The 25,137-nt window shown below is 69.0% G+C and carries 22 protein-coding genes; 20 read left to right on the forward strand and 2 right to left on the reverse strand.

Annotation, left to right across the window (positions count from 1 at the left end; translation table 11 throughout):
• Positions 1 to 25 precede the first annotated feature (25 nt).
• Positions 26 to 1,102, reverse strand: coding sequence for an LLM class flavin-dependent oxidoreductase (locus tag BUF17_RS20635; protein WP_073632302.1), 1,077 nt, complete (start codon positions 1,100 to 1,102; stop codon positions 26 to 28).
• Positions 1,103 to 1,376: 274 nt separating this feature from the next.
• On the opposite strand from BUF17_RS20635, the gene BUF17_RS20640 reads away from it, so the two are divergent.
• The 20 genes from BUF17_RS20640 to BUF17_RS20735 all read left to right on the forward strand — a co-directional run bounded on the left by BUF17_RS20640 (position 1,377) and on the right by BUF17_RS20735 (position 24,226).
• Complete coding sequence (locus BUF17_RS20640; protein WP_073632304.1) at positions 1,377 to 2,108, forward strand: SDR family NAD(P)-dependent oxidoreductase; 732 nt, start codon at positions 1,377 to 1,379, stop codon at positions 2,106 to 2,108.
• 64 nt (positions 2,109 to 2,172) lie between these two features.
• Positions 2,173 to 3,252, forward strand: coding sequence for an LLM class flavin-dependent oxidoreductase (locus tag BUF17_RS20645; RefSeq protein WP_073632306.1), 1,080 nt, complete (start codon positions 2,173 to 2,175; stop codon positions 3,250 to 3,252).
• 136 nt (positions 3,253 to 3,388) lie between these two features.
• Positions 3,389 to 4,639 (forward strand): branched-chain amino acid ABC transporter substrate-binding protein, encoded by a 1,251-nt coding sequence (locus BUF17_RS20650; RefSeq protein ID WP_073632308.1) that lies wholly within the window; start codon positions 3,389 to 3,391, stop codon positions 4,637 to 4,639.
• The gene (locus tag BUF17_RS20655) at positions 4,636 to 5,730 is read left to right on the forward strand and encodes a branched-chain amino acid ABC transporter permease (RefSeq protein WP_073632310.1); all 1,095 of its coding nucleotides are present in this window, start codon (positions 4,636 to 4,638) and stop codon (positions 5,728 to 5,730) included. Before BUF17_RS20650 ends, BUF17_RS20655 begins: the two co-directional genes overlap by 4 nt.
• 3 nt (positions 5,731 to 5,733) lie before the next feature.
• Positions 5,734 to 7,524 carry a branched-chain amino acid ABC transporter permease gene (locus BUF17_RS20660; RefSeq protein ID WP_073632313.1) on the forward strand — a complete coding sequence of 597 codons (1,791 nt, stop codon included), beginning with the start codon at positions 5,734 to 5,736 and terminating at the stop codon, positions 7,522 to 7,524.
• Positions 7,517 to 8,359 (forward strand): ABC transporter ATP-binding protein, encoded by an 843-nt coding sequence (locus BUF17_RS20665; protein WP_073632315.1) that lies wholly within the window; start codon positions 7,517 to 7,519, stop codon positions 8,357 to 8,359. The genes BUF17_RS20660 and BUF17_RS20665 overlap by 8 nt, the downstream gene beginning before the upstream one ends.
• Complete coding sequence (locus BUF17_RS20670; RefSeq protein ID WP_073632317.1) at positions 8,356 to 9,075, forward strand: ABC transporter ATP-binding protein; 720 nt, start codon at positions 8,356 to 8,358, stop codon at positions 9,073 to 9,075. The genes BUF17_RS20665 and BUF17_RS20670 overlap by 4 nt, the downstream gene beginning before the upstream one ends.
• Positions 9,072 to 9,641, forward strand: a complete 570-nt coding sequence (locus BUF17_RS20675) for a flavin reductase family protein (protein WP_244530978.1) — start codon at positions 9,072 to 9,074, stop codon at positions 9,639 to 9,641. Before BUF17_RS20670 ends, BUF17_RS20675 begins: the two co-directional genes overlap by 4 nt.
• A gap of 52 nt (positions 9,642 to 9,693) precedes the next feature.
• Positions 9,694 to 10,449, forward strand: a complete 756-nt coding sequence (locus BUF17_RS20680) for an SDR family NAD(P)-dependent oxidoreductase (RefSeq protein WP_073632319.1) — start codon at positions 9,694 to 9,696, stop codon at positions 10,447 to 10,449.
• Between the two features lie 13 nt (positions 10,450 to 10,462).
• Positions 10,463 to 10,828: a VOC family protein gene (locus BUF17_RS20685; RefSeq protein ID WP_073632321.1), complete on the forward strand. Its 366-nt coding sequence runs from the start codon at positions 10,463 to 10,465 to the stop codon at positions 10,826 to 10,828.
• A 229-nt stretch (positions 10,829 to 11,057) separates the two neighbouring features.
• Complete coding sequence (locus BUF17_RS20690) at positions 11,058 to 12,014, forward strand: sensor domain-containing diguanylate cyclase (protein WP_073632323.1); 957 nt, start codon at positions 11,058 to 11,060, stop codon at positions 12,012 to 12,014.
• A 220-nt stretch (positions 12,015 to 12,234) separates the two neighbouring features.
• A complete protein-coding gene (locus BUF17_RS20695; protein WP_073632324.1) occupies positions 12,235 to 13,242 on the forward strand; it encodes a zinc-dependent alcohol dehydrogenase family protein in 1,008 nt (335 codons plus the stop codon).
• A gap of 65 nt (positions 13,243 to 13,307) precedes the next feature.
• The gene (locus BUF17_RS20700; protein WP_073632327.1) at positions 13,308 to 14,201 is read left to right on the forward strand and encodes an aldose 1-epimerase; all 894 of its coding nucleotides are present in this window, start codon (positions 13,308 to 13,310) and stop codon (positions 14,199 to 14,201) included.
• A gap of 215 nt (positions 14,202 to 14,416) precedes the next feature.
• Entirely contained in the window at positions 14,417 to 15,802 is a 1,386-nt protein-coding gene (locus BUF17_RS23350) for a sugar transferase (RefSeq protein ID WP_073632329.1), read from the forward strand.
• 486 nt (positions 15,803 to 16,288) lie between these two features.
• On the forward strand, positions 16,289 to 17,248 hold the full coding sequence (locus tag BUF17_RS20710; RefSeq protein ID WP_073632383.1) for an AAA family ATPase: 960 nt from the start codon (positions 16,289 to 16,291) through the stop codon (positions 17,246 to 17,248).
• 217 nt (positions 17,249 to 17,465) lie between these two features.
• Entirely contained in the window at positions 17,466 to 18,440 is a 975-nt protein-coding gene (locus BUF17_RS20715; protein ID WP_073632331.1) for a DUF58 domain-containing protein, read from the forward strand.
• The gene (locus BUF17_RS20720) at positions 18,437 to 18,958 is read left to right on the forward strand and encodes a DUF4381 domain-containing protein (RefSeq protein WP_073632334.1); all 522 of its coding nucleotides are present in this window, start codon (positions 18,437 to 18,439) and stop codon (positions 18,956 to 18,958) included. Before BUF17_RS20715 ends, BUF17_RS20720 begins: the two co-directional genes overlap by 4 nt.
• A complete protein-coding gene (locus BUF17_RS20725) occupies positions 18,955 to 20,064 on the forward strand; it encodes a vWA domain-containing protein (protein ID WP_073632336.1) in 1,110 nt (369 codons plus the stop codon). Before BUF17_RS20720 ends, BUF17_RS20725 begins: the two co-directional genes overlap by 4 nt.
• Positions 20,061 to 22,367: a VWA domain-containing protein gene (locus BUF17_RS20730; protein WP_073632337.1), complete on the forward strand. Its 2,307-nt coding sequence runs from the start codon at positions 20,061 to 20,063 to the stop codon at positions 22,365 to 22,367. The genes BUF17_RS20725 and BUF17_RS20730 overlap by 4 nt, the downstream gene beginning before the upstream one ends.
• Positions 22,364 to 24,226 (forward strand): BatD family protein, encoded by a 1,863-nt coding sequence (locus BUF17_RS20735; RefSeq protein ID WP_073632339.1) that lies wholly within the window; start codon positions 22,364 to 22,366, stop codon positions 24,224 to 24,226. The genes BUF17_RS20730 and BUF17_RS20735 overlap by 4 nt, the downstream gene beginning before the upstream one ends.
• A gap of 218 nt (positions 24,227 to 24,444) precedes the next feature.
• Here BUF17_RS20735 and BUF17_RS20740 read toward each other — a convergent pair whose 3' ends face one another.
• Positions 24,445 to 24,957 (reverse strand): DUF1269 domain-containing protein, encoded by a 513-nt coding sequence (locus tag BUF17_RS20740; protein WP_073632341.1) that lies wholly within the window; start codon positions 24,955 to 24,957, stop codon positions 24,445 to 24,447.
• Positions 24,958 to 25,137: the final 180 nt, after the last annotated feature.

Here is a 25,137-nt window from a genome sequence, read left to right on the forward strand (position 1 = left end):
GCCAAGGCGGCGTCCGCCAGCCGTGTCAGGCCGCGTCCTGCATATCCACGTCCCGCAGCTCGACCAGCCCTTCGAGCCGCGGAATGACATCGCAGCCGAAGCGCTCCATGGAGGCCAGCGTCTCACGCCGGCCGATGCCGGCAAAGCCCATGAAGCACGACAGATGCGTCGGCTTCAGCGCCACGATCTCTTCGTAGAGCTTCTCGGCGCAATATTCCGCCGGCCCGATGACGGCGTTTTCGAGGAAGTCGTCGAGCGGCGGCTCGTCGTTCAGCGGCATCAGCCGCAGGAACGGGCCGTCCTTTTTCGGCAGCGCCGCGGTGGCGAGCGGCACGGCGGCGCGGGCGAGATCGCGCACGCAGGCCGCGGCATGGCGCGCATCGTTCTCGTCGTCGGTCACATAGACATAGCGCTGCACGGCAAGCGGCATCGTCGCCGGATTGCCGCCGGCGGCGGCCCAGCGCTCCACGATCACGTCGCGGAAGGCGGTGGCGGCATTGAGACCGCGATGACCGAAGCTCATGAACGGGGTGTGGCCGTGACGGGCCATGCGCGCCACCAGCTCGGGATGGCTGGAGGCGACGAACACCTCCGGCATCGCCAGGCCGAACGGGCGCATCGACAGCTCGGTGCGGGGAATGTCGAACATCGTGCCGCGATATTCGATCACGCCGCTCGTCAGGCCCTGCTCGATGATGTCCCACGCCTCCATCATCTTCTGGTGGCGATAGTTCGGATCGACCCGGAAGCGGTCGAACTCATAGGGCTGGTAGCCGGTGCCGAGACCGAGAACCAGCCGCCCGCGGGTGAGGAGATCGGCAAAGGCAGCTTCCTGCACGATCCGCAGCGGCTCGTAGAACGGCAGGGCGAGCACGGCCGGGCCAAGACGGATGCGCGAGGTCTCGGCGGCGCAATGCGCCACCATGAGAAGCGATGACGGGCAGATCGAATGGTTGGTGAAGTTATGCTCCGCGAACCACGCGACGTCGAACCCCATGTCCTCGGCCATCCGCACGGTGTCGACCGTCGTGCGCAGCACGGACGCCGGCGACGTGTTGCGGTCATAGAGACCCATGAGGCTGAACAAGCCCAACTTGACCATGACAGTCCTCCCATCGGGTCCGACGGTAGGCCGGCAAGGGCGGGCGGGCAAATTAGCCGTTCTTATTGCAGGCCAAGCTCTGCTGGGGCTTTGCCCGCCAGCCCAAGCTGCACTGGGGCATCGCCGTCCGGCGGCCCCCAGCTAATCCATTCAGTAGAATTGATCGTTTGTCGCGCCGCTTTTGCGTCTGCGACAGTCCCTCACGTCGGCGCCACCGATCGGCATTCGCCCTTCGAGATCGACACCCGTCGTAGCCTCAGCATGTGGAGCCTTTATGAAGGGCCAGACCGTTATCGTAACCGGCGGCGCTAGCGGACTCGGCAAGGCCGTGTGCCAGGGCGTCGCCGCCGAGGGCGCAACCGCCGTCGTCCTCGACCTCAACGCCGAGACCGCGGGCGCGGTCGTTGACGAGATCGCCGCCGCGGGCGGCAGCGCCTTCGCCGTGATCGGCGACATCACCACCCGCGACAGCGCGGCGGCCCTGTTCGCCGAAGCGGCCGGGAAGGCCGGGCGGATCCATGGGCTCGTCAACTGCGCCGGCGTTTATCCGCGCAAGCCCATCCTGGAAATCACCGACGCCGACTGGGACTTCAGCTTCTCCGTCAATGTGAAGGGGCTCTATCATGTCTCGGTCGCGGCCATCGAGCACATGAAGGCCGCCGGCGGCGGGCGCATTGTCAACGTCGCCTCCATCGACGCCTTCAAGGCGCACCCGAAGAACATGCACTATGCCGCGATGAAGGCGGCAGTCGTCAGCCTGACCAAGAGCCTCGGCATCGCGTTCTGCGCGGACGGCATCCTGATCAACGGCGTCGGCCCGGCCGCCATCGCGACGGAAAAGGCCAAGGCCGCGGGCTTCCTGCCGGAACTGATCGCCCAGGCGCCCATCGGCCGCGTCGCCGAGCCGGCGGACATCGCCGACGTCATCCTGTTCCTGCTGTCGGAGAAGAACCGCTACATGGTCGGCGAGACCGTCGCCGTTTCCGGCGGGTACTTCATCCCCTGATCCGCACCCCTGGTTCCCCTTGGCCGGCCTTGCGGGGCGGGCCGAAACAGATGGCAATCGTCCTATGAATTTCGGTTTGTTCAACCTGATGGGATTGCGCGACAATCCCGGCGGCGTGGCGGGCGTGATCGAGGATACCCGCTCCATGGTGAAGCTGGCGGAGGACGTCGGCTTCGAGATCGCCTGGTTCGCCGAACACCATTTCACCAACTATTCCGTCAGTGTGTCGCCGCTGCTGACCGCGGCCGTGATGGCCGGCTCGACGAGCCGCATCAAGCTCGGCGCGGGCGTGGTGGTGCTGCCGCTCTATCACCCGATGCGCGTCGCCCAGGAGATCGCCTTCCTCGACCAGGCGACCGGCGGGCGGGCGGTGATCGGCGTCGGCACCGGCTATCAGGCCTACGAGTTCGAGCGCTACGGCGCCGACGTCGCGAAGAAGACGGAAATCTTCCTCGAATACTGGTCCATCGTCGAGCAGCTCCTGACCACCGGCAAGGCGTCGTTCAAGGGCGAGCACATCACGATCCCCGATTCCGTCGTCACGGTGCGGCCGCTCCAGACGCCGATGCCGTCGGTCTACTGCACCTCGCCCCACCCGCCGATCCTGAAGGCGCTGTCGAAGTGGGGCGGCGTGCCGTTCATCACCGCGGGCTGGCGCGGCAGCCAGGCGCTGTTCGGCATCGCCGAGGCGGTGCGCGGCGCATGGGTGGCCGCCGGGCTCGACGGGCCGTCGATGCCGGTGGCGCTGCAGCAATATATCCACGTCACCGACAGCCGGCAGGAGGCGCTGGAAGCCGGCGAGCGCGCCCGCTATGTCGGCCGCATGGTCCACGGCCTGCGCACCTCGAACCTCGCCCTCGACGGCTCGTTCGTCATCGCCCCGCCGATCCCGGACGAGCCGCCGATCGAGACCTTCGTCGACAACCTGCTGATCGGCGATCCGCACCACGTCGCCGCGCGGCTGGTGGAGGAAATCCGCCGCCTGAACCCGCAGCACTACAACTGCTTCTTCCAGTTCGGCGACATGCCGGTCGCCCGCGCCCGCCGCTCGCTGGAGCGCTTCGCCGCCGAGGTGCTGCCGCTGGTGGAGCGCGAAGTCGGCCCGCTTTCGGCCGTCGGCAAGCCGCCGGCGATCGCGGCCTAAGGACCATCGGAGATCGCCGGCGGACCGCGGGGGAGAGCCGCGGCCGGCGGCGCGGAGACCAGAGCCTGAAAAAGAACACCTGATCCACAGGACAGGGCACCTGCAACCATAAGGCCTGCAACCAGAAGGGTAGACCATGAGAAAGACCAGCGCCTGCGCCTTTGCGCTCGCCGCGGCCTTGATGGCCTCGACGGGAATCGCGCCGACAAGCGTCGCGGCCGAGACCGTCGGCCCCGTGACCGACGACATCGGCGTCGTCGAGGTTCCGAAGGGCCAGCCGATCCTGATCGGCGGCTATTCCTCGCAGTCGGGCGGCGATACCAACCAGGGCATCGACGAACTGCGCGGCGCCGAAGTCGCCATCGGCGACCTGGACGGCAAGGTGCTGGGCTTCGACGTGAAGCTCGTCGGCGAGGACGCCCAGTGCACCGCCGAAGGCGGCCAGACGGCGGCGACCAAGCTCGCCGGCAACAAGCAGATCGTCGCCGTGCTCGGCCCGTCCTGCTCGTCCGGCGCCCGCGTCGGCGCCCCGATCCTGTGGAATGTCGGCATCCCCAGCGTCGCGTTCGGCGCGACCTCGCCGTCGCTCACCGCCGCCGACCGGCCGGACGGTTTCAAGGGCTTCCTGCGGGTCATCCCGAACGACCTGAAGGCCGGCGAGTTCGCCGCCGCCTATCTCTACGATCAGGTCGGGCTGAAGACCGCCGCCACCATCCACGACGGCAGCCCCTACACCGAGCAGCTGGTCCGCGCCTTCGAGAAGAACTTCAAGGAGAAGGGCGGCACGATCACCGCCAGCGAGGCGATCTCGCCCACCGACACCGACATGCGCCCGGTGCTGACCCGCATCGCCCAGGGCAAGCCGCAGGTGATCTTCACGCCGGTGTTCGTGGCGAGCGTCGGCTTCATCCTGCGCCAGAAGGGCGAGGTTCCCGAGCTGAAGGACACCCAGATCCTCGGCGGCGAAGGCACCTTCAGCGCCAACACCATCGAGGCCGCCGGCCCCTCCGTGATCGGCTACCGCATCACCGGTCCCTCGACCGACCTGTTCTCCAAGCAGTTCCCGGCCTTCGTCGAGAAGTTCAAGGAGGAATATGGCGAGGCCCCGATCGGCGGCTTCAGCGCCTACGGCTATGATTCCGCGCTGCTGACGATGAAGGCCATCGAGAAGGTCGGCAAGACCGACGCCGACGGCAATCTCTATATCGGCCGCAAGGCGCTGTTCGACGCGATGATGGCGACGAAGGACCTGCCGGCGCTGACGGGCACCCTCAACTGCGACGCCAACGGCGACTGCGGCGCCTCGGCCTATGCCATCTGGGAGTTCGTCAACGACGATCCCTCGACGTTCGAGCCGGGCGTGAACCCGAAGCGGATCTATCCGTGACGAGCGTCACCGGAACCAGGGCGCCGGGTCCACTCGCAGAGTGGCTCCGGCGCTCGACCTGGGTCGACCACATCCTGCTGGCGATCCGCGTCGTCGTCGCGACCCTGGTGATCGTCGGGGTCGTCGGCTCCATCCTCGCCGACACCTATTCGGCGGCGAACTGGATCTCGTTCATCGTGTTCGGGCTGACCATCGGCAGTGTCTATGCCCTGATCGCGCTCGGTTACACCATGGTCTACGGCATCCTGCGCATGATCAACTTCGCCCACGGCGACGTGATGATGGTGGGCTCCTTCGCCGGGCTGTTCGCGGCCGACGCCCTCAACAAGGCCGGCGCCACCAACGCGGTGCCGCTGCTGGCGCTGCCCCTGGTGCTGGCGGCGGGCATGGCCGCAGGCGGCCTCGTCTCGATGGCGATCGAGCGCGTCGCCTACCGGCCGTTCCTGCACGTGCGCTCGCTGGCGCCGCTGATCTGCGCCATCGGCCTGACCTTCGTGCTGCAATATTCCGCCCGCGGGCTGTTCGGTACCCGCAACCGCGCCTATCCCGGTTTCGGCTGGATGGAAGGCTCGGTGACGGTGTTCGGCACGACCTTCCAGATCACCCAGCTCATCGCCTTCGCCGCCGCCATCATCATGCTCGCCGGGCTGCTCGCCGTCGTCCGCCTGACCCCGCTCGGCAAGGCGATGCGCGCGGTGGCCGAGGACCGCGACGCCGCCGCCCTCGTCGGCATCGATGTCGGGCGCGTCATCGTCGCGACCTTCGCCATCGGCGGCGCGATGGCCGGCGTCGCCGGCGTGCTCTACGCGCTCGTGTTCAAGCAGATCACCGTGTTCATGGGCTTCTTCCTCGGCGTGAAGGGCTTCGCCGCGGCGATCCTCGGCGGCATCGGCAATCTCGGCGGCGCGATGCTCGGCGGCCTGGTGCTCGGCCTCGCCGAGGCGCTGGGGCCCGCGCTGCTGCTCGAAGGCTTCAACATTCCCGCGCCCTACCAGCTCAAGGACGTCATCGGCTACGGCATGCTGGTGATGATCCTCATCTTCCGCCCCCAGGGCCTGCTCGGCGAGCGGCTTTCCACCAAGAGGGCCTGAGGCATGACGTTCGCCGCCGTTACAAGCTCGTTCCGTCTCGAACGCCGACGCCGCGGCCCGCTGGGCGAGACGCTGCGCGTCGGCCTGTTCACCGGCCTCGCCGCCGTCGCGTTCGCCATGATCGGCGCTTACGTGATCATGGACAAGCGCTGGGTTGTGGAGGACACGCTCACGCTGTCGCAGCTGGTGGTGGCGCTGATCGCCGTGGTCGGCGGCGCGCTCGCCGCAAAGGCCGCCGCGACCGCGGGCGCGCCCTCGGGCGCACACTGGATCGGCGCCGGTGCCCTCGCCGGGCTGGTGGCGGGCGTGATGCTCGCCGCGCTGGTCCTGCTCGTCGCCAGCGTCAACATGCGCTCGATCCTCGTCGCGGCGAGCCCGATGCTGGTGCGGTCGCTGAGCTTCGGCATGGGCCTCGCCTCGGCGAAGGCGCTCGCCTTCATCGCCGGATGCGGCGCGGTCGGCGGCGCGCTGGGCGGCGTGCTGTTCGCCCTTCCCGAGCGGGCGCGGAAGGCGGTCGTCGCCGGGTTCGCGGCCGTTCTCATCGCCGGCCTGTTCCGCGACGTGTTCGCGAGCGTGCTCGACAACATTCCCGGGCTCGGCAGCCTGGAAGGCGACATCTTCGGCTTCATGGGCGTCAATCCCGGCGCGGCGGTGGTGCTGTTCATCGTCGGCGCGGTGCTGAGCCTGGCGCGCGGCAGCGTGATCGCCCGCACCAGCGGCGAAGTCGGCGAACGACGCCGCCGGCGCGCCGGCATCGGCGTGATGATCGCGGTGATCGTGGTGCTGCCGCTCGTGACGAACGCCTTCGTCGCGCAGGTGGCGATGCTCGTCGCGCTCTACATCCTGATGGGCATGGGCCTCAACATCGAACTCGGCCTCGCCGGTCTCGTGGACCTCGGCTTCGTGGCGTTCTTCGCCGTCGGCGCCTACACCGTCGCGCTGCTCTGCTCGACGACGCCCGCGGCGATCGCCCACGTCTCGTTCTGGATCGCGCTGCCGATCGCCGTGGTGCTGGCGGCCGTGTCGGGCCTGATCTTCGGACTGCCGGTGCTGCGCGTCCGGGGCGACTATCTCGCCATGGCGACGCTGGCACTCGGCGAGATCGTGCGCGTGCTCGTCCTCTCCGACGCGCTGAGCCCCACCCTCGGCGGCTCGCAGGGCATCATCGAGATCGCCCGGCCCGCCATCGGCAACCTGATCCTGAAGACGCCTGCGGAACTCTACTATCTCGCGCTCGTGCTCGCCGGCGTGGTCGGGCTCGTCTCCTGGCGGCTGCAGCATTCCCGCATCGGGCGGGCATGGCTGGCGGTGCGCGAGGACGAGGACGTCGCCCAGGCGCTCGGCATCGACCTCGTGGCGGTGAAGCTTCTGGCCTATACCGTCGGCGCCGCCTTCGCAGGCGCGGCCGGCGCGGTGTTCGCCGTGCTGATCGGCTCGGTGTTCCCGCACTCCTTCCAGCTCGTGGTCTCGATCAACGTGCTGGCGATCCTCGTGATCGGCGGCCTCGGCAGCCTGCCGGGCGTGGTGGTCGGCGCGGTGGCGCTGATCGGCCTGCCGGAGCTGCTGCGTGAGTTCGGCGAGTTCCGCTACCTGTTCTACGGCCTCGCGCTGGTGGCGATGATGCACCTTAAGTCCGAGGGTCTCTGGCCGGCGCACGCCCAGGAGGATCTCGCCGGCGAAGATCTCGCCCGCGACGACCGGGCGGAGCGCACGCCCGCCCCCGGCAAGGACGCCCTACCCGTTGCGGAAGCCCCGCGCGGCACGGTTTCCCTCGCGGAGGCGGCCAATGCCTGAGATCGCAACCCCATCCGACGTCGTGCTCGACGTCCGCGGCCTCACCAAGAACTTCGGCGGCCTCGCCGCGGTGCGCGCCGTCGACCTCTCGATCGAACGCGGCAGCGTCCACGCCATCATCGGACCGAACGGCGCCGGCAAGACCACGGTGTTCAACTGCATCACCGCGTTCGTGAAGCCGAGCGGCGGCACCGTGGTGCTCGACGGCGCGCGCATCGACGGCCTGCCGGCCCATGTCGTCGCCGCTCACGGCATCGCCCGCACCTACCAGAACGTGCGGCTGTTCGCGAACATGACGGCGATCGAAAACGTGATGGTCGGCCTGCACCGGCGGCTTTCGGTCTCGTTCTGGGGCGTGGTGCTGCGCACCCCCGCCTTCCGGCACGAGGAGGACGCGGCGCGGGAACAGTCGCGGGCGATGCTCGACTTCGTCGGCATTCCCCACCGCGCCGGGACGCTCGCGCGCAACATGCCCTATGGCGACCAGCGGCGGCTTGAGATCGCCCGCGCCCTCGTCAGCCGGCCCACCGTGCTGATGCTCGACGAACCGGCGGCCGGCATGAACCCGGCGGAAGGCGTGGCGCTCGTTCACCTGATCGAGCGCATCCGCAGCGAACTCGGCATCACCGTGATCCTGATCGAGCACCACATGCGCGTCGTCATGGCGATCGCAGACCGCATCACCGTGTTCGACCGCGGCGCGGTGCTGACCGAAGGCACGCCCGCCGAAATCCAGTCCGACGAGCGCGTCATCACCGCCTATCTCGGCCGGCGCGCAACGGCGGCGGACGTCCGCACGGTCGAACGTCTGTCCGAGGAGGAGAGCGTCGCATGAGCGTCACCCTCAGGGTCCACGACCTCACGGTCGCCTATGGCGCGATCTCCGCGGTGCGCGGCGTCAGCTTCTCGGTGGAGGCAGGCGAACTCGTCACCATCATCGGCGCCAACGGCGCCGGCAAGACCACGGTGCTCAACGCATTGTGCGGGCTGCGGACCATTCGCGGCGGCATGATCGAGATCGGCGGCGAGGACATCACCGACATGCCGCCTCACGAGCGGGTGCGCCGCGGCGTGGCGCAGGTGCCCGAGGGTCGGCGGCTGTTCGGCCGGATGTCGGTGGCGGAAAACCTGGAGATCGGCGGCTATACCCGCTCGGATTCCGCGGGCAAGCGGAAGGATCTCGACCATGTGCTGGACCTGTTCCCCCGCCTGAAGGAACGTTACCGTCAGCTCGCCGGCACGCTTTCCGGCGGCGAACAGCAGATGGTGGCGATGGGCCGCGCACTGATGTGCCGCCCGCGCTTCCTGCTTCTCGACGAACCGACCATGGGCCTCGCCCCCCAGATCGTCGATCTCGTGCTCGATGCGGTCAAGCGCGTGAACGCCGAGGGCGTGACCGTGCTGCTCGTCGAACAGAACGCCTATCGCGCCCTCGAGATCGCGGACCGGGCCTTCGTGCTCGAATCCGGCGAAATCTCGCTGACCGGCGCAGGGCCGGACCTGCTCAATCACCCCCGCGTACGCAGCGCCTATCTCGGATACGACGAATGAACGCCCTCCCGATCGAGGCGGCGAAGGCCGCCGGCATGGCCCGACCCGAGAGCATCCTGCCTTCCGGTGGGCACCCGCACGTCGACCCCGTCGCCTACCGCGCGGCGATGCGTGAACTCGCTGCCGGCGTCACGATCATCGCCGCGGGCAGCGGAGAGCATCGTCGCGGCCTCACCGCGACGGCGGTCTGCTCGGTGTCGGCCGAGCCGCCGACGCTGCTCGTGTGCATCAACCGCGCCACCGACGGCCACACCGCGATCAGCCTCGGCGGCGCCTTCAGCGTCAACGTCATCGGACCGGAGCACCGCGCCCTCGCCGACCGCTTCGCCGGCCGCAACGGCATCCACGGCATGGAACGGTTCGCCGAAGGCCACTGGGACACGCTGGCGACAGGGGCCCCGGTCCTCGCCGACGCGCTCGCGGTGTTCGACTGCCGGCTCGTCCACGCGGTGGACTGGACGACCCACACCGTCTTTCTCGGCACGGTCGTCGCGACGCGCATTTCCGCCGAGCGCCCTGCCCTCGTCTATCGGGCGGGCTCGTTCTCGCACCTGCCGGTCGCGTGAAGCGGATGCGGTCGATCCGGCATTCCACAGCTCAACCGGCGGAGGGGGCATCATGGCCGATCTGAACGGTCGCGTGACGATCATCACGGGAGCGGGCTCCGGCATCGGGCGATCGCTGGTGAAGGCATTCGTGGAGGCGGGCGCCCGGGTGTTCGCCGTCGACATGTCCGGGGAGCGGCTCGCGGAGACGGCCGAGGCGGTCGGCGCGCCCGAAGCGCTCGCCACCCATGTCGCCGACGTCAGCGACAAGGGGCCGATCGAGGCCATGCTGGCCGCTGCGGCAGAGCGGTTCGGTCCGGTCGAGGTGATCTGCAACAATGCCGGCATCCTCGACCGCATGATGCCGCCGGATGAGATTTCCGACGATCTCTGGGACAGGGTTCTCGCCGTCAATCTGACGGGACCATTCCTGGTGACCCGCGCCGCCTTGCCGGGGATGATCGAGCGCGGGGGCGGCATCTTCGTCAACACCTGCTCGATCGCGAGCTTCCTCGGCGGGCGCGGCGGCGTCGCCTACACCGCCACCAAGCACGGCATCCTCGGCCTGACGCGCGCAGTGGCGGCCACCTATGGCGACAAGGGCATCCGCTGCAACGGCATCGCGCCGGGCTCGGTCAAGACCAACATCGCGGCGGGCTCCGAACCCTCGGCGGCCGGCTGGGCGCTGCGGCAGAAGGGCCTCGCCACCCGTCCGCCCCAGGCGGACCCCGACGACATCGCGCCCACCGCGGTGTTCCTGGCTTCCGACGAGGCCCGCTACGTCAACGGGGCCTGCCTCGTCGTCGATGCCGGCTGGTCGGCCTATTGAGGCAGCAGAAAGAATGTCCGTGCTTCGCCTGCAGAATACCTACGTCGTCGCCTCCGACATGGAGCGCGTGCGCGCCTTCTACGAGGACGGCCTCGGGCTCGGCCGCAAGTTCGCCGACGGAGACCGCTGGATTCAATACGACGCCGGCGGCAGCGGCTTCGCACTGTGCGGGGCCGAGGAAGCGCCGGACGGCGCGGCCGGCATCGTGCCGGTGTTCGAGGTCGCCGACATTGAGGCGGCGGTGGCCAACCTCGCCGCCCGCGACACGCCGGTCGGCGCCATCCGCGACATGGGTTCCCATGGCCGGACGGCGATGATCCGCGACCCGGCCGGCAATCCGGTCCAGCTGTTCCAGCGCGCGGCGCGGCCGGCAGAATAAGGGCTGAAGAGCGGAAACGAACTCCGCCTGCGCGCCGGGCTCTGTTCTGCTGCGCCGATCACAAATTCCTGTCTCAATAAAACATAACAAAAATTCCCCGCGGATCCTAAATTGACAGAAGCGCGGCAGAATCTGCCGCCTACTCCGGATCCGTGGAGCCAACCGGCGCGCGAAGACGTCGGGAGACATCAAGGTCGACGGCTCCTCCGGGCTGAACACGGGGGACGACATGACGGCGCACATCAATTCGCTCGCCGGATCGGCAAGTGCCTCGGCCGAGACGCTGCAGGGCATCCTGGAGGCACTTCCGATCGGTGTGAGCTGGGCGACGCTGCCGGGGGGCATCATCCGGTTCAGCAATCGCGCCTTCGACCGGCTGTTCGGCTATCCGGCCGGGACGTTCGCGACCGCAACGCAACTGGTCGAAATGACCTACATCCACCCCGAGCAGCGCGCGCTCGCCGCCGAACTCTGGCGTCATTTCAAACCGGGGGTGAAGGCGGGCATCACCGAAATTCCCTATATCGAACTCGATATCCGGCGGGGCGACGGCGAGATCCGGACCGTTCGCCATTGCGGCGCGATCCTGCATGAACTGGATGTGGGCCTGGCGGTGTTCGAGGACATCTCCGAGCAGAAGAAGCTGAACGAGATGCTGTTCCGGTTCGCGCATCTCGATCCGCTCACCGGCCTTGCCAACCGCCGAAGCCTGCAGGACCGCTGGCAGGCGGAGATGCTCGAGGCCGGCCGACGACGGCGCATGGCGTTCCTGATGATCGATCTCGACCACTTCAAGGAGATCAACGACGGTCTCGGCCACGAGGCGGGAGACATCGTCCTGCGCACGGTGGCGCAGCGCCTGCAGGAAACGGTGCGCAAGTCCGATCTCGTGTGCCGGCTGGGCGGTGACGAATTCGGGGTCCTGCTGCCGGAGCCGGAGACGACCGCGCAGGTGGAGGACATCAGCCGGCGCATCGTCGCCGCGCTCTGGGAGCCGATCATCATCGGAGCGACGGAGGTCCGCGTCGGCGGAAGCGTCGGCGGATGCCTGTTTCCCGATCAGGCCTCCGATCTGCGTGAACTCCTGACGCGGGCCGATCAGGCGCTCTACCGGGTCAAGGCGTCCGGCAGGGGCGGCTGGGCGCTGGCCGGAACGGGGATTGGCCCGGCCGGGCAAGATCGCTAGAGCATACCCCTTTTCAGACAAGGCTATGCTCAAGCTTCTGAATCTGGAGCGATTTCTTGTCGATCTGACGATTCCATCAGATCGGAAAGCGCTCTAAGGTCCGCACCACGTTCGCCGGCGCTTCGCCGCCTGCTTCATCCGCGACAGAGATCCCGCGTGATGGCCATCGGCGTCGCAGGGGATGAGCAATCAAGCAGATCGGCAAAGGAGAGGTTCGGCCATGAAGGCGATCATCGTTCCGAAGCCGGGCGGGCTCGACCGTTTGACACTGGTCGAGCGGCCCGACCCCGGCGCCCCGGGCGCGGGGCAGATCCGCGTCCGCCTCCACGCCAGTTCGCTGAACTTCCACGACTACGGCGTCGTGGCCGGGCGCGTTCCGGCGGACGACGGCCGCATTCCGATGGCGGACGGCGCCGGAGTCGTCGAGGCGGTCGGTGCGGGCGTCACGGACTTCGCGGCCGGCGACGCGGTGGTCTCCTGCTTCTTCCCGCAATGGCGCGACGGGGAGCCAGCAGTCGCCGACTTCCTGGGAACGCCGGGCGACGGCATCGACGGCTATGCGCGCGAATATGCCGTCACCGATGCGGCGTGGTTCACGAAAGCGCCCGCCGGATGGAGCCACGAAGAGGCGTCGACCATCACCACCGCCGGCCTGACGGCGTGGCGCGCGCTGATCGTGAACGGCGGGCTGAAGGCCGGCGACAGCGTGCTGGTGCTCGGCACCGGGGGCGTCTCCATCTATGCGCTGCAGATCGCGAAGGCGATGGGCGCCCGTGTCGCCGTCACGTCCTCGTCGGACGAGAAGCTGGAGCGCGCCCGCGCGCTCGGCGCCGATTTCACCGTGAATTACCGCACCACGCCGGAATGGGGCGCGGCGGTGGCCGAGTGGACCGGTGGGGTCGGCGTCGACCATGTCGTCGAGGTCGGCGGCCCCGCCACGCTCACCCAGTCCATCACCGCCTGCCGGATCGGCGGGCACATCGCGCTGATCGGCGTGCTGACCGGGTTCGGCGGCGAGGTGCCGACCGCGTTCATGATGCTGAAGCAGCAGCGCCTGCAGGGCCTCGTCGTCGGCAGCCGCCGGCACCAGCTCGACTTCGTGCGCGCGCTGGAGGCGACCGGCATCCGTCCCGTGATCGACGCGCGCTTTCCGCTGGAGCGCATCGCGGATGCGTTCCGCCACGAGGAAGCGGGAAAGCACTTCGGCAAGATCTGCCTGACTTTCTGAGTCTGACCGACCGTCAGGCCGGTGCCTGCCAGGCGGGCGCCATCGGCAGCCGCGGAACGAGAGCGATGACACCGCAAAGACTGGAACTCGCCGGGGGCGGACTGTCCGTCGGCATCGAGCCGGCGAACGGAGGTGCGCTGACCCATTTCCGCTGTGTCGACGCCCGCGGGGCGTTCGACTGGCTTCGCCCGGCGCCGGCGTCCGGCGGTTCGCCACTCGAGGCGGCGTGCTTCCCGATGGTGCCGTTCTTCAGCCGCGTCGCGGGCGACCGGTTCGTGTTCGAGGGTCGCGAGGTGCGGCTGCCGCCGGCCGGCCACGGCTTTCGCACCGCCATCCACGGTTTCGGCTGGCTGAGCGCGTGGGAGGTGGAGGCGCTGTCGGAGACGCGGGCCGTGCTCGCCCACGACCATCGCCCGCCCCCGGACGGAGAGGTCGGCTGGCCGTGGCCCTACCGCGCGCTGCAGACGGTCGAACTCGCCGGTGGCGCAATGACGATCCGCCTCGAACTCACCAATACCGGCACGACGGCCATGCCCGCCGGGCTCGGCCTGCACCCGTTCTTTGCGGCGGACGGCGACCTGCGGGTGCGAACCGGCACCGACGCCATGATCGTGATGGACGAGCGGGGCTTTCCCGCCGGCCGCGATCCCGCCGCCGGCGCGGTGCGGATTCTCGCCGATGGCGGCCTGCTGCCGACCGGGCTCGACAACATCTTCGCGGGCTGGAGCGGTTCGGCGCTGCTCTCGCGGGAGGGACGATCCCTGCTGGTGGAGGCCGACGCACCGTTTGCGTTCCTGTGCGTCTACACCCCGCCCGGCCAGCCGTTCGCCTGCGTGGAGCCGGTGAGCCACATCACCGACGGCTTCAACGCGGAGACCGGAAGCGCCGGCCGGACCGGCGTGCGCGTCCTCGGCCCGGGCGAACGGCTGATCGCCGGCGTCCGATTCTCGCCAAAGTAGATGAGTAGATGCGACGCAATCGATAAACGCACGTCTTGGGCGGACGCGCCCGGCAATGGCGGTTTTCACCACTAGGCGCGCTTGCTATTTATCAACAATTCGAACTTACAAGTTCCGTTGATGAATCAGGCCCGATTACAAGAACACGAGCACGCATTGTCGCCTTCTTGAACCCTCCACCGGGCCCGCGCACGAGCCGCAGCACGAAGCAGAGCATGACGACGCAAATCCTCGGACATGCCGACGTTCAGCCGCGAAACAACTCGCTGAAACGCGAGTGGGTGAGAGCCTTGCTTGTCGTCGGCGCCGTTGTGGCGGATGCCGCTGCGATTTTCGTGGCGACGCTTTCGGCGGCGCTGGTTCGATACGACGACCTTGAGCAGTCGCATATCGCCGAATTCTTCCTGATCTTCACGCCGATCTATATTCTCAGCAACATCGCCCTTCACGGCTACAATCTGAGAAACCTCGAATCGTTCGGGAAATCGTCCTTCAACGCGATTTCCTCGCTCTTCATCGCGGCGAGCTTCTCGTTCGCCGCCGCCTACGCGCTGAAGGCGGGCGACCAGTTCTCGCGCCTCGAGGCGGGTTTCGCGATCAGCTTCGCATTTTTCTATGTCGGGATCGTCCGGGCATCGGGCGCGGTCGTGATGAAGCGGCTGGAGTCTGTGATCGCCGCACGGACCATCATCCTGCACGACGACGATTCCGTCGTCCCGCCGGCCGGCGCCTCGGCGATCGACGTTCGCAACAAGGACTGGGATAACGCCACCGCCGACCCGCTGAAGCTCGACGAAATCTATGGCGAACTCAGCAAGGGCGACCGCGTCGTGCTGATGTTCCGCGAGGCGGAGAGCCGCATCGCCTGGGGCCGGCTGGTGCGGATGATCGGCATCGACGGCGAACTCTACAGCCCGGAACTCGCCGCCGTGCAGCCGCTCGGGCTCGACGACCTGCACGGCGTGCCGACGCTGGTGATCTCGCGCGGTCCGCTCACCCTTGGCGAACGGCTGCTCAAGCGCGGCTTCGACATCGCGGTCGTGCTGCTGCTGGCGCCGGTGGTGGTGCCGGTGGTGGCGGTGCTGATGGTGCTGATCCGGTTCGAGTCGCCCGGCAGCCCGCTGTTCCGCCAGCCCCGGGTCGGGCGCAACAACGCGATCTATCATTGCTGCAAGCTTCGCAGCATGCGCGCCGAGACCCTCGATCATGGCGGCGCGCGTTCGACGACGCCCGACGACGACCGCATTACGCGGATTGGCCGCTTCATCCGCGCGACCAGCCTCGACGAACTGCCGCAGCTCTGGAACGTGCTGAAGGGCGAGATGAGCCTGGTCGGGCCGCGTCCCCACGCGCTGGGTTCGACGGCGGAGGGTGAACTGTTCTGGGAGGTGGTGCCGAACTACTGGTCGCGCCACGCCATGAAGCCCGGCGTGACCGGTCTTGCGCAGGTGCGTGGCCTGCGCGGCTCGACCCGCTCCCGCGCCGATATCGAGGCGCGCGTGGCCGCGGACCTCGAATATATCAACGCCTGGTCGATCTGGCGCGACATCGCGATCCTCTTCATGACGGCCCGGGTGCTGATGCACCGCAACGCCTTCTAGATCATCTCCCGCCGGGATCGCGCGATCTGAATCACGGCTCCGGTTCGCGCCCCAGGACGCCGAGGCGCCGCGACGCCGGGTGAAAGCCTGAGCCACGCGGGGTCATCGCCGCTGCAAGCAGGACATTGCGGCCGCAAGCAAGAACCTGGCTGCTGCAAGCCGGAGATCGCTGCTGCAAGCCGGATATGACGCGATCGTTCGGATGCGTTCGACCGGAACGTGTTATGATCTCGCGTCAGACGGGCGAGCGGACGGGCCCGATGTCCGTTCCGGACGGCGACCTGCCGTGAAGACGCCGCGATAGGTGCCTAACATTACGCAAAATTCACAATTCAGAAAGGTGCGCGTAAAGCCCGGTCGGGTACATATAGCGGCCGACCGAACGTGCTGGAGAGTTGCCCCGAGATGAATTCGATCCGACATCCCGCCCAGGCCGAGGCGACGCCCATGTCCGCCGCCAGCTACGATGCAAGCCGCGACGCGCAGATGGACTTGCACCGGGTGTTCGATCGCCTCGCCGCCTACATGAACACGTGCATCCTCGGACAGCCCGCGTTCGTCGACCGGCTGCTGATCGCGGTTCTCGCCGACGGCCACCTGCTGGTCGAGGGCGCGCCCGGCCTTGCCAAGACCAAGGCCATCAAGGCGCTCGCGCGCGCGATCCGCTGCGACGACCACCGCATCCAGTTCACGCCGGACCTGCTTCCCTCCGACCTGACCGGCACGGACATCTACCGTCCCGAGGACGGCAGCTTCCGCTTCCAGCAGGGCCCGATCTTCCACAACTTCATCCTCGCCGACGAAATCAACCGCGCGCCCGCCAAGGTGCAGGCCGCGCTGCTGGAGGCCATGGCCGAACGGCAGGTCACGGTCGGCGGCACGACCTACGCGCTGCCCGAGCTGTTCCTCGTCATGGCGACGCAGAACCCGATCGAACAGGAAGGCACCTATCCCCTTCCCGAGGCGCAGCTCGACCGCTTCCTGCTCCACGTCAAGATCGACTATCCCGACATGGCTGCCGAGCGGCAGATCCTGCGACTGGTGCGTGGCGAGGCCCACGGCGAGGAAGTCGCGTTCGGCCATCCCGTTCCGCAGGAAACCATCTTCGCCGCCCGCCGCGCCGCGCTCGACACCTACATGTCCGAGGCACTGGAGGAATATCTGCTCCAGTTCGTGTTCGCGACGCGCGCGCCCGAGCGCTACGGCAAGGACCTCGCCGGCATCGTCTCGTTCGGGGCGAGCCCGCGCGGCACCATCGCGCTCGACCGGTGCGTGCGCGCCCATGCCTGGCTGCGCGGCCGCGACTACGCGATCCCCGAGGACGTGCAGGCCGTCGCCAAGGACGTGCTGCGCCACCGCGTGCTGCTGACGTTCGAGGCCGAGGCCGACGGCGTCACCACCGACCGCTTCCTCGACCAGCTGCTGGCCCGCGTGCCGGTGAGCTGAACCGAACTCCCGCCGGCGCACTGCCAATCCGGCCGATCCGTGGGTGCGGGCGGGCGGCGGCGCTGGCGCCGGATCGCGTTGCGGTGCCCTCCGGCTTCCGACCTCCGGGAAGCGCGAAGCGGCGCCGCGGCAATTCGCAGGTTCGACGGCGCGGGGTCGCGTGAACCGTAGTCCGGTCCGCCGTTCAGATGTTTCGCTGCCGATGGGAAGCAGATCGATGTCCGATGTCCCGTCCGATGCCCTCCGCGGGATCGTCGCACGCCTCGATGAACTGATCGCCGCACGCCCCGACGGGGCCGCGGGCGGCTTCGCGCCGAACGGCAAGGTGCGGACCCACGAATACGGCGCCTTCCGCTCCACCTTCCACGGGCGCGGCATGGAGTTCGACGAGGCGCGGATCTACCAGCCGGGCGACGATATCCGCACCATCGACTGGCGCGTGACGGCCCGGACCGGCAAGGTCCACACCAAGCTGTTCCATGAAGAGCGCGAGCGGCCGGTGCTGATCATGGCCGATATCCGCACCGCCATGCGGTTCGGCACCCGCGCGATGTTCAAGTCCGTGCTGGCCGCCAAGGCCGCTGCGGTTCTGACCTGGGTCGCCATCGAGGGCAACGACCGCGTCGGGGGAATGGTGCTTTCGCCCCACGGCCAGCGCCAGTTCCGCCCGCAGCGAAGCCGGGCGCGCATCCTCGCCTTCGTCAAGGCCATCTCAGAGGCGACCGCCGAGGGTTTCGACGAGGAAGGCTTCGCCATCGAGCGCCCAGCGGCCGAGCCGACCCTTGCCGACGCGCTCGGGCGGCTGCGGCTGACCGCGCGGCCCGGCACGCTGGTGTTCATCGTCAGCGACTTCCACGATTTCGACGAGGCGGCCGGCCGGGAGCTGTCTCGGCTCGCGCGACACAGCCACGTCACCAACCTGCTCGTCTATGACGGCATCGAGGCCGATGCGCCGCAGCGCGGGGTCTACAGCGTCAGCGACGGCGAGGCCGTGGCGATGCTCGACGCCGACAGCGATGCGGTGCGGCAGGCCTATGCCCGTCGCTTCCGCGAGCGGCGCGAGACGATCGAGGCGCTTTGCCGCCAGCGCGGCATGGCGTTCGTGCCGCTCGTCACCGGCCAGGACCCGACCGACGTGCTGCACCCCGAACGGCTGCGCGCGGCCGGGCGCTTGCGGAGGACGGCGGCATGACGACGCCCGCGGTCGCTCCCACCCTTCCCGCCGCCGCCCCCGGCGCTGCCGCTGCTGCCGATCCCCTGGCGAGCCTGCGGGACATTCACCTGCCGGGCCCGGTGCCGTTCTGGCCGCCCGCCCCCGGCTGGTGGATGCTGGCCGGCCTCATCGTTCTCGTCGCGCTGGTGGCGGTGGCGCTCGAATGGCGCCGTCGCCGCACGCTCGGCTATCGCGCGCTGCAGGAACTCGCCGCCATCGAGAAAGACCGCGGACGCTATGCCGACAGCCGCGCCGTCGCCGAGGCCGCGGCCGTGCTGGTGCGCCGCATCGTGCTGACCCGCGGCGACGCCACCCGGGCCGCCGCGATGTCGGGCGAGAACTGGCTGGCCTTCCTCGGCAGCGGCAAGGCGGGACTGCCCTCCGAGATCGGCCGGCACCTCGCCGCGGCGCCCTATGCGCCGCCCTCCGCCGACCTCGGCATCGACCGGGATAGCTTGATCGCCGCCGTGCGGCGCTGGATACGGGGCAACGCATGACCGGGTTCGGCGCGATCCAGTTTCAATGGCTGTGGGCCTTCGCACTGCTGCCGCTGCCGCTTCTGGTGCGGTGGCTGGTGCCGGCGGCGAAGCGTGGCCGGGCCGGTGCCCTGCGCGTGCCGTTCTTCGCGGAGATCAGCCGCGACGGCGCAGCGGCGGGTGGACTGCGCCGCCGCGACTGGCTGAAACTTCTGACGATGTCGCTGATCTGGCTGCTGCTCGTCACGGCGGCCGCGCGCCCGGCCTATGTGGGCAAACCCGTGCCGATCCCGGTCTCGGGCCGCGATCTGATGATGGCCATCGACCTCTCCGGATCGATGGGACGGCAGGACTTCTCCTTCAACGACCAGGCCACCAATCGCCTCGTCGTCGTCAAGGCCGTGGCAGACGACTTCATCTCCCGCCGCAAGGGCGACCGCGTCGGGCTGATCCTGTTCTCCAGCCGCGCCTATGTGCAGACGCCGCTGACGTTCGACCGCACCGTGGTTCGGGAGCTCCTGGACGAGGCGGAAATCGGGCTGACCGGCCAGGAGACGGCGATCGGCGACGCCATCGGCCTCGCGGTGAAGACGCTGAAGGACCGGCCGGTCGACGAGCGCGTTCTCGTGCTGCTCACCGACGGGGCCAACAATTCGGGTGCGCTGCAACCGCTGCAGGCGGCCAAGCTTGCCGCGCAGGAGCACGTCAAGATCTACACCATCGGCGTCGGCGCCGATCAGATGGCCGTCGACACCGCGTTCGGCCGCCAGATCGTCAACCCGGCTGAGGACCTCGACGAGGAGACGCTCTCCAAGATCGCCGAGATGACCGGCGGCCGCTATTTCCGTGCCCGCGATATCGAGGGACTGGCGAAGATCTACCAGGAGATCGACGCCATGGAGCCGGTCTCCGGCGAGCCGCTTTATCTGCACCCCTCGGTGACGCTGTTCCAGTGGCCGCTCGGCGCAGCGCTGGTGCTGAGCTTCGGCCTCGGCACCCTGATGCTGGTGCCGAACACGTTCGGCGGACGGATTCCCGTCCCGGCCCCGGCTCCGGCGCCGCCGGCTGCGCCGGCCGTGGAAGGCGGAGAGGTGCCGCGCCCGCGCAAGGAGGGGTTCGCAGCATGATCCCGGCAGATTTCCACTTCCTGCGTCCGGAATGGCTGCTCGCGATTATTCCGGCCGTGCTGCTCGCGATCTTCGCGTGGCGCCGCGTGGGCTCGGGGCGCAGCAACTGGGCGCGCGTCGTCGACAGCCACCTGCTCAAGCACCTCGTGCTGAAGGAGAAGGCGCGCAGCCGCAAGTGGCCGGTGATCGCGCTGCTGGCCGGCTGGACGCTCGCCTCGGTCGCCGCGGCCGGCCCGGCCTGGGAACGGCTTCCCACGCCCGCGCTCGGGCGGATCGACCCGACCGTGATCGTGATGAGCCTCGCCCAATCGATGAACGCGACGGACCAGAGCCCGACACGCCTGACCCGTGCCCGCCACAAGGCTGAGGACATCCTGGCCCGCATGAAGGGCGGACAGGTCGGCCTCGTCGTGTTCGCCGACGCGCCGTTCGTGGCCGCGCCGCTGACGGAGGACAGCAAGGTCGTCTCGCAGATGATGCCGGAACTGGCAACCGACCTGATGCCCGTCCTGAACGACCGGCTGGACCTCGCGATCACCCGCGCCGCCGAGCTTCTGAAGAATGCCGGTGCAGCCTCGGGCCGCATCGTCGTGCTGACGGACAGTCTCGGCGACGAGCCGCAATATTCCATCGATGCCGCCAAGACCGCGGCTTCCGAGGGCTATGACGTCAACGTCATCGGCGTCGGAACCGCGACGGGTGCGCCGCTCGTCGCCTATGACGGCACGACGATGCGGGACAAGTCCGGCAACACCCGCATGACGCGGATGGACGAGGCGGCGCTGAAGTCGCTCGCCGTCGCCGGCCACGGGGAGTTCTCGCCGCTGACCGCCGGAGACGGCGACCTCGACAAGGTGCTGGCGCAGGCCGTGAGCCCGGTCTCCGCCAATCCACTCACCGACACCGACCTGAAGGCCGACGAGTGGCGCGACATGGGGCCGTGGCTGTTGCTGCTGCCGCTGGTGCTGGCGCCGCTGGCCTTCCGCCGCGGCTGGCTTTCGGCCATCGTGCTGGCCGCCGTGCTCTCGGCCGGCGTGCTGCCGGGCGCACTTCCGGCGGGGCGCGCATTCGCGGCGGACGAAGCGGCCGGCGCCGCGCCCACGGCCGACACCGGCGGGCAAGCCGGCGACGGCTCGCTCTTCCAGCGGCCGGGATGGAAGAACCTGTGGCAGACGCCCGACCAGCAGGGCGCGAGCGCCTTCGCCAGCGGCGACTATGCGACCGCCGCGCAGAGCTTCCAGAACCCGGCGTGGCAGGCGAGCGCGCTCTACAAGGCCGGCGAGTACGACAAGGCGGCGGGCGCGTTCCAGTCCGGCGCCAGCGCGGACTACAACAAGGGCAACGCGCTTGCCCGTGCCGGCAAGCTGGAAGACGCCATCAAATCCTATGACGCGGCGCTCGCGGCGAACCCCGGCGATGCGGACGCGAAATATAACCGTGACCTCGTCCAGAAGCTGCTGGACCAGCAGAAGCAGCAACAGCAGCAACAGGACCAGCAGAACCAGAAAAACGACGACCAGCAATCGTCCGACCAGCAGAAGGGCGGCGGCAAGGGACAGGACGGCAAGGACCAGCAGGACCAGAGCCAGGGACAGAACGGCAAGAACGACGACAAGAGCGACAAGAACCAGGATTCCGCGCAGGACCAATCCGACCAGAAGAACGGCGGCAAGGGAGCCGACGACCAGCAGCAGGCCGGCAAGGATCAGTCGCAAGACAAGTCGCAGGACAAATCCCAGGACCAGGCCGGGAACCAGCCGCAGGACCAGAAGGACCAGCCGGGCAAGGACGACCCCTCGAAGGGCGGCCAGCAGGGCGATCAGGATCAGGCCTCGCAGGGCGACCAGCAGCAGAACGCGCAGAACGGCGGCGACCAGCAGGACAAGGCCGGACAGGACAAGGCCCAGCAGGACAACGCGCAGGATCAGCAGCAGGCTGGCGACCAGCAGCAGCAGAGCGGCGGCCAGAGCCAGGGACAGGACCAGCAGCCCCAGCAGGCGGCCAGCGGAGGCGACCCGGCAGCCGACAAGGCGGCGCAGGAAAACGCCCAGTCCGAGCTGAAGAAGGCGCTGGATGAGGCCATAAACAAGAGCCGCGCCGCGCAGACGGCCCAGGCGGGCAAGCCGGCGCAACCCCAGCCCCAGCAGCAGAATCAGCAGCAGGCGGCCGTCGAAGGCACCGGCGCGATGACCGAGGAAGACCAGAACCGCGAACAGATGCTGCGCATGATCCCGGACGATCCGACCGGCCTGCTCCGGGCCCGCATCCGCAGCCACTATTCCAATCTGGGGCTGACGCAATGACCGAGACCCGCATCCCCTCCCCGGCGGCCCGCACCAAGCGCCGCTCGGCAAGCCGGCTGAAGGCGACCGTGGCCGCCGCCGCGCTCGCGACCCTGATTTCGACCGGCGCGGCCTTTGCGGCCGGCGTGAAGGCCGATGTCGACCGGTCGGAGATCGAGACCGGCGACACCCTGCAGTATGTGATCACGGTCGACGGCGCGGCGGTGGCGCGCCGGCCGGATCTGAGGCCGCTCGACAAGGATTTCGACCTGCTCGACGCGGTGCAGCAGAGCCAGACCAACATCATCAACGGCCAGAAGAGCCAGAGCCTGTCGTGGGTCATCACGCTCGCGCCCAAGCGCACGGGGACGCTGACGATCCCGTCGCTCACCGTCGGCAGCGACAAGACGCAGCCGATCGAGATCCAGGTCTCGAAACCCGATCCGAACCGCAAGGCGGAGAACCGGCAGCTTTTCCTGGAAACCGACGTCGCCAAGGGCAGCGTGTTCGCGCAGAGCGACGTGCCGATGACCGTGCGCGTGTTCGACGGCGTGGGCATCCGCAGCGGCTCGCTCAGCGAGCCGAAGGCCGACGGCGCGACCTTCACGCCCCAGGGCGAGCCGAAGTCCCGCGAGCAGACCATCGGCGGGCGCCGCTACCACGTCATCGAGCAGAACTACATCATGCGGCCGCAGCGCAGCGGCAAGATCGAGATCGGGCCGATCACGCTCGACGCCACCGTGCCCGGCCAGCGGCGCCGGCAGGCGGGGATGCCGCCGGGCATGGAGCAGTTCCTGTCCGGCAACGGCTTCGATTCCTCGATCTTCGACGACATGTTCGGCAGCGCCCGCAACGTGACGGTGCGCTCCGAGCCGGTGACGGTCGACGTGCAGGCCCGGCCGGCGGATGCCAAGGGCTGGTTCCTGCCCTCCTCCAAGGTCACGCTGACGGAGACGTGGACGCCCGCGACATCGACGGCTCGCGTCGGAGAGACGTTGACGCGCACCATCCGCCTGCAGGCCGACGGCGCCACGCCGAACCAGTTGCCGCCCATGACCGTCGCCGACGCGGACGGCGTGCGCCAGTACGAGGAAGCCAGCCGCAACGACACGACCGGCCCGTCGACGGCCGGCGCGGCGGTGCTGGAGAAGACCATTTCGGTGGTGCCGACCCGCGCCGGCCCGGTGACGCTTCCGGCGATCGACGTGCCCTGGTGGAACACCAAGACGAACCGCCAGGAAGTCGCCACCCTTCCGGCCGTGACCTTCACCGTGCAGCCCGGCGCGAACGGCGACACCGGAACGCCGGCACCTGTCGCGGCCGTGCCGGCGACACAGAGCGCCGCACCGGCGGGAACACCGCCCGCCCCTTCGCTCGAGACGCAGTCGCTTCTCGAGCGGGCACGGGACATCGCGAAGTCGCCGCTGGCGATCGGTGGCGCGGCGGTGGTGCTCGCCCTCATCGCGGCGGCGCTTCTGTGGCCGCGCCGGCGAAAGGCGGCCGGGGGCACGGCGCAGACGGACGATGCCTTCGCGCCATCCCCGGCAGCGGCACCCGACGACCTCAAGGCGGCCGCGATCGAGATCGAGGCGGCGGCGCGCGCGGACGATGCCGCCCGGACCCACCGAGCGCTTCTCGCCTGGACGCGGGCGGCCGGACGGGGCGCGCACAAGCCGCTCGCCGATCCGCTGGAGGCCATCAGGACGCGGGAACTCCGCGCCGCAGCCGAGGCCCTGGGGCGACGGCTCTACGCACCCGAAACCGCCCCGTGGGACGGGCGCGCCTTCCTCAAGGCCTTCCGCACGGAACAGGACGCCCGCCGGCCTCTGCGGCGTCCGTCCGGCGCGACGCTTGCGCCGCTCTATCCCGAGGCCGGCTGATCGCCGCAGGCCGTTCAGCGGGGCGATTCGGGCACGCCCGCCGGGCGGTCCATTGGGCGGCTGCGTCCACCGGAAGGCGCACGACGTGCAAAGGCCCGGACCGGCTCTCTCTCGCCGGTCCGGGCCTTTTCCGTTCTCACCTCTGCACGATAGAACTGGACGGCGCGCGGGATGTTCGCCCGCGGCCGTCCAGGCTTATTCGTGCCGGAAGCCGTTGGTTACGCCGTCGGCGGCGTAGCGGCCGCGGCGTGGCCTGCCAGCGCCTCGCGCAGCGCCTTTTCCTGCTCGTCGTTGAAGGACGTGCGCAGCACCGTGCCGCCGACGCCCTCGAGATCCTTCAGCACCTTGTCGGCGGTGAACTTGCGCACCAGCACGAACAGCGCGGCGTTGCCGGGCTGCAGGCTCTCGCCGATATTCTTCATAAACTTGTCGTCGATGCCGACGTCGGACAGGGCTCCGGACAGCGCGCCGGAGGCGGCGCCGATGGCCGCGCCGACCAGCGGCATCATGAAGATCAGCCCGATCAGCGCGCCCCAGAACGTGCCGGACGCCGCGCCGATGGCCGTGGTGTTGACGAGCTGGTTGAGCTTCACGTGTCCGTCGGGGCGCTTCACCGCGATCACCGCATCGCCGAGCTCGATCAGATATTCCTTCTGCAGCGCCAAAAGCCGCTGCCGGACCTCCTCCGCCTTCTCTTCGGTCGGAAACGCGATCACCACAAGATCAGCCATCTTCTCTTCCTTTGTTCGCCCCGGCGCATCTGCCGGGGCCGGCTCCGGTTCGCGCTTCATGTGAGATCCGAAGCTGCGACACCCTGATGATACCCGCTCTTCGGCCCGGGCGGCACGGATTCATTCCACGACCTCGGGAAGCGGCGGCAATCGCCCCATGCGGGGCGCGCGCGGCTTCCG

The organism is Pseudoxanthobacter soli DSM 19599, assembly GCF_900148505.1.
Taxonomy (GTDB): domain Bacteria; phylum Pseudomonadota; class Alphaproteobacteria; order Rhizobiales; family Segnochrobactraceae; genus Pseudoxanthobacter; species Pseudoxanthobacter soli.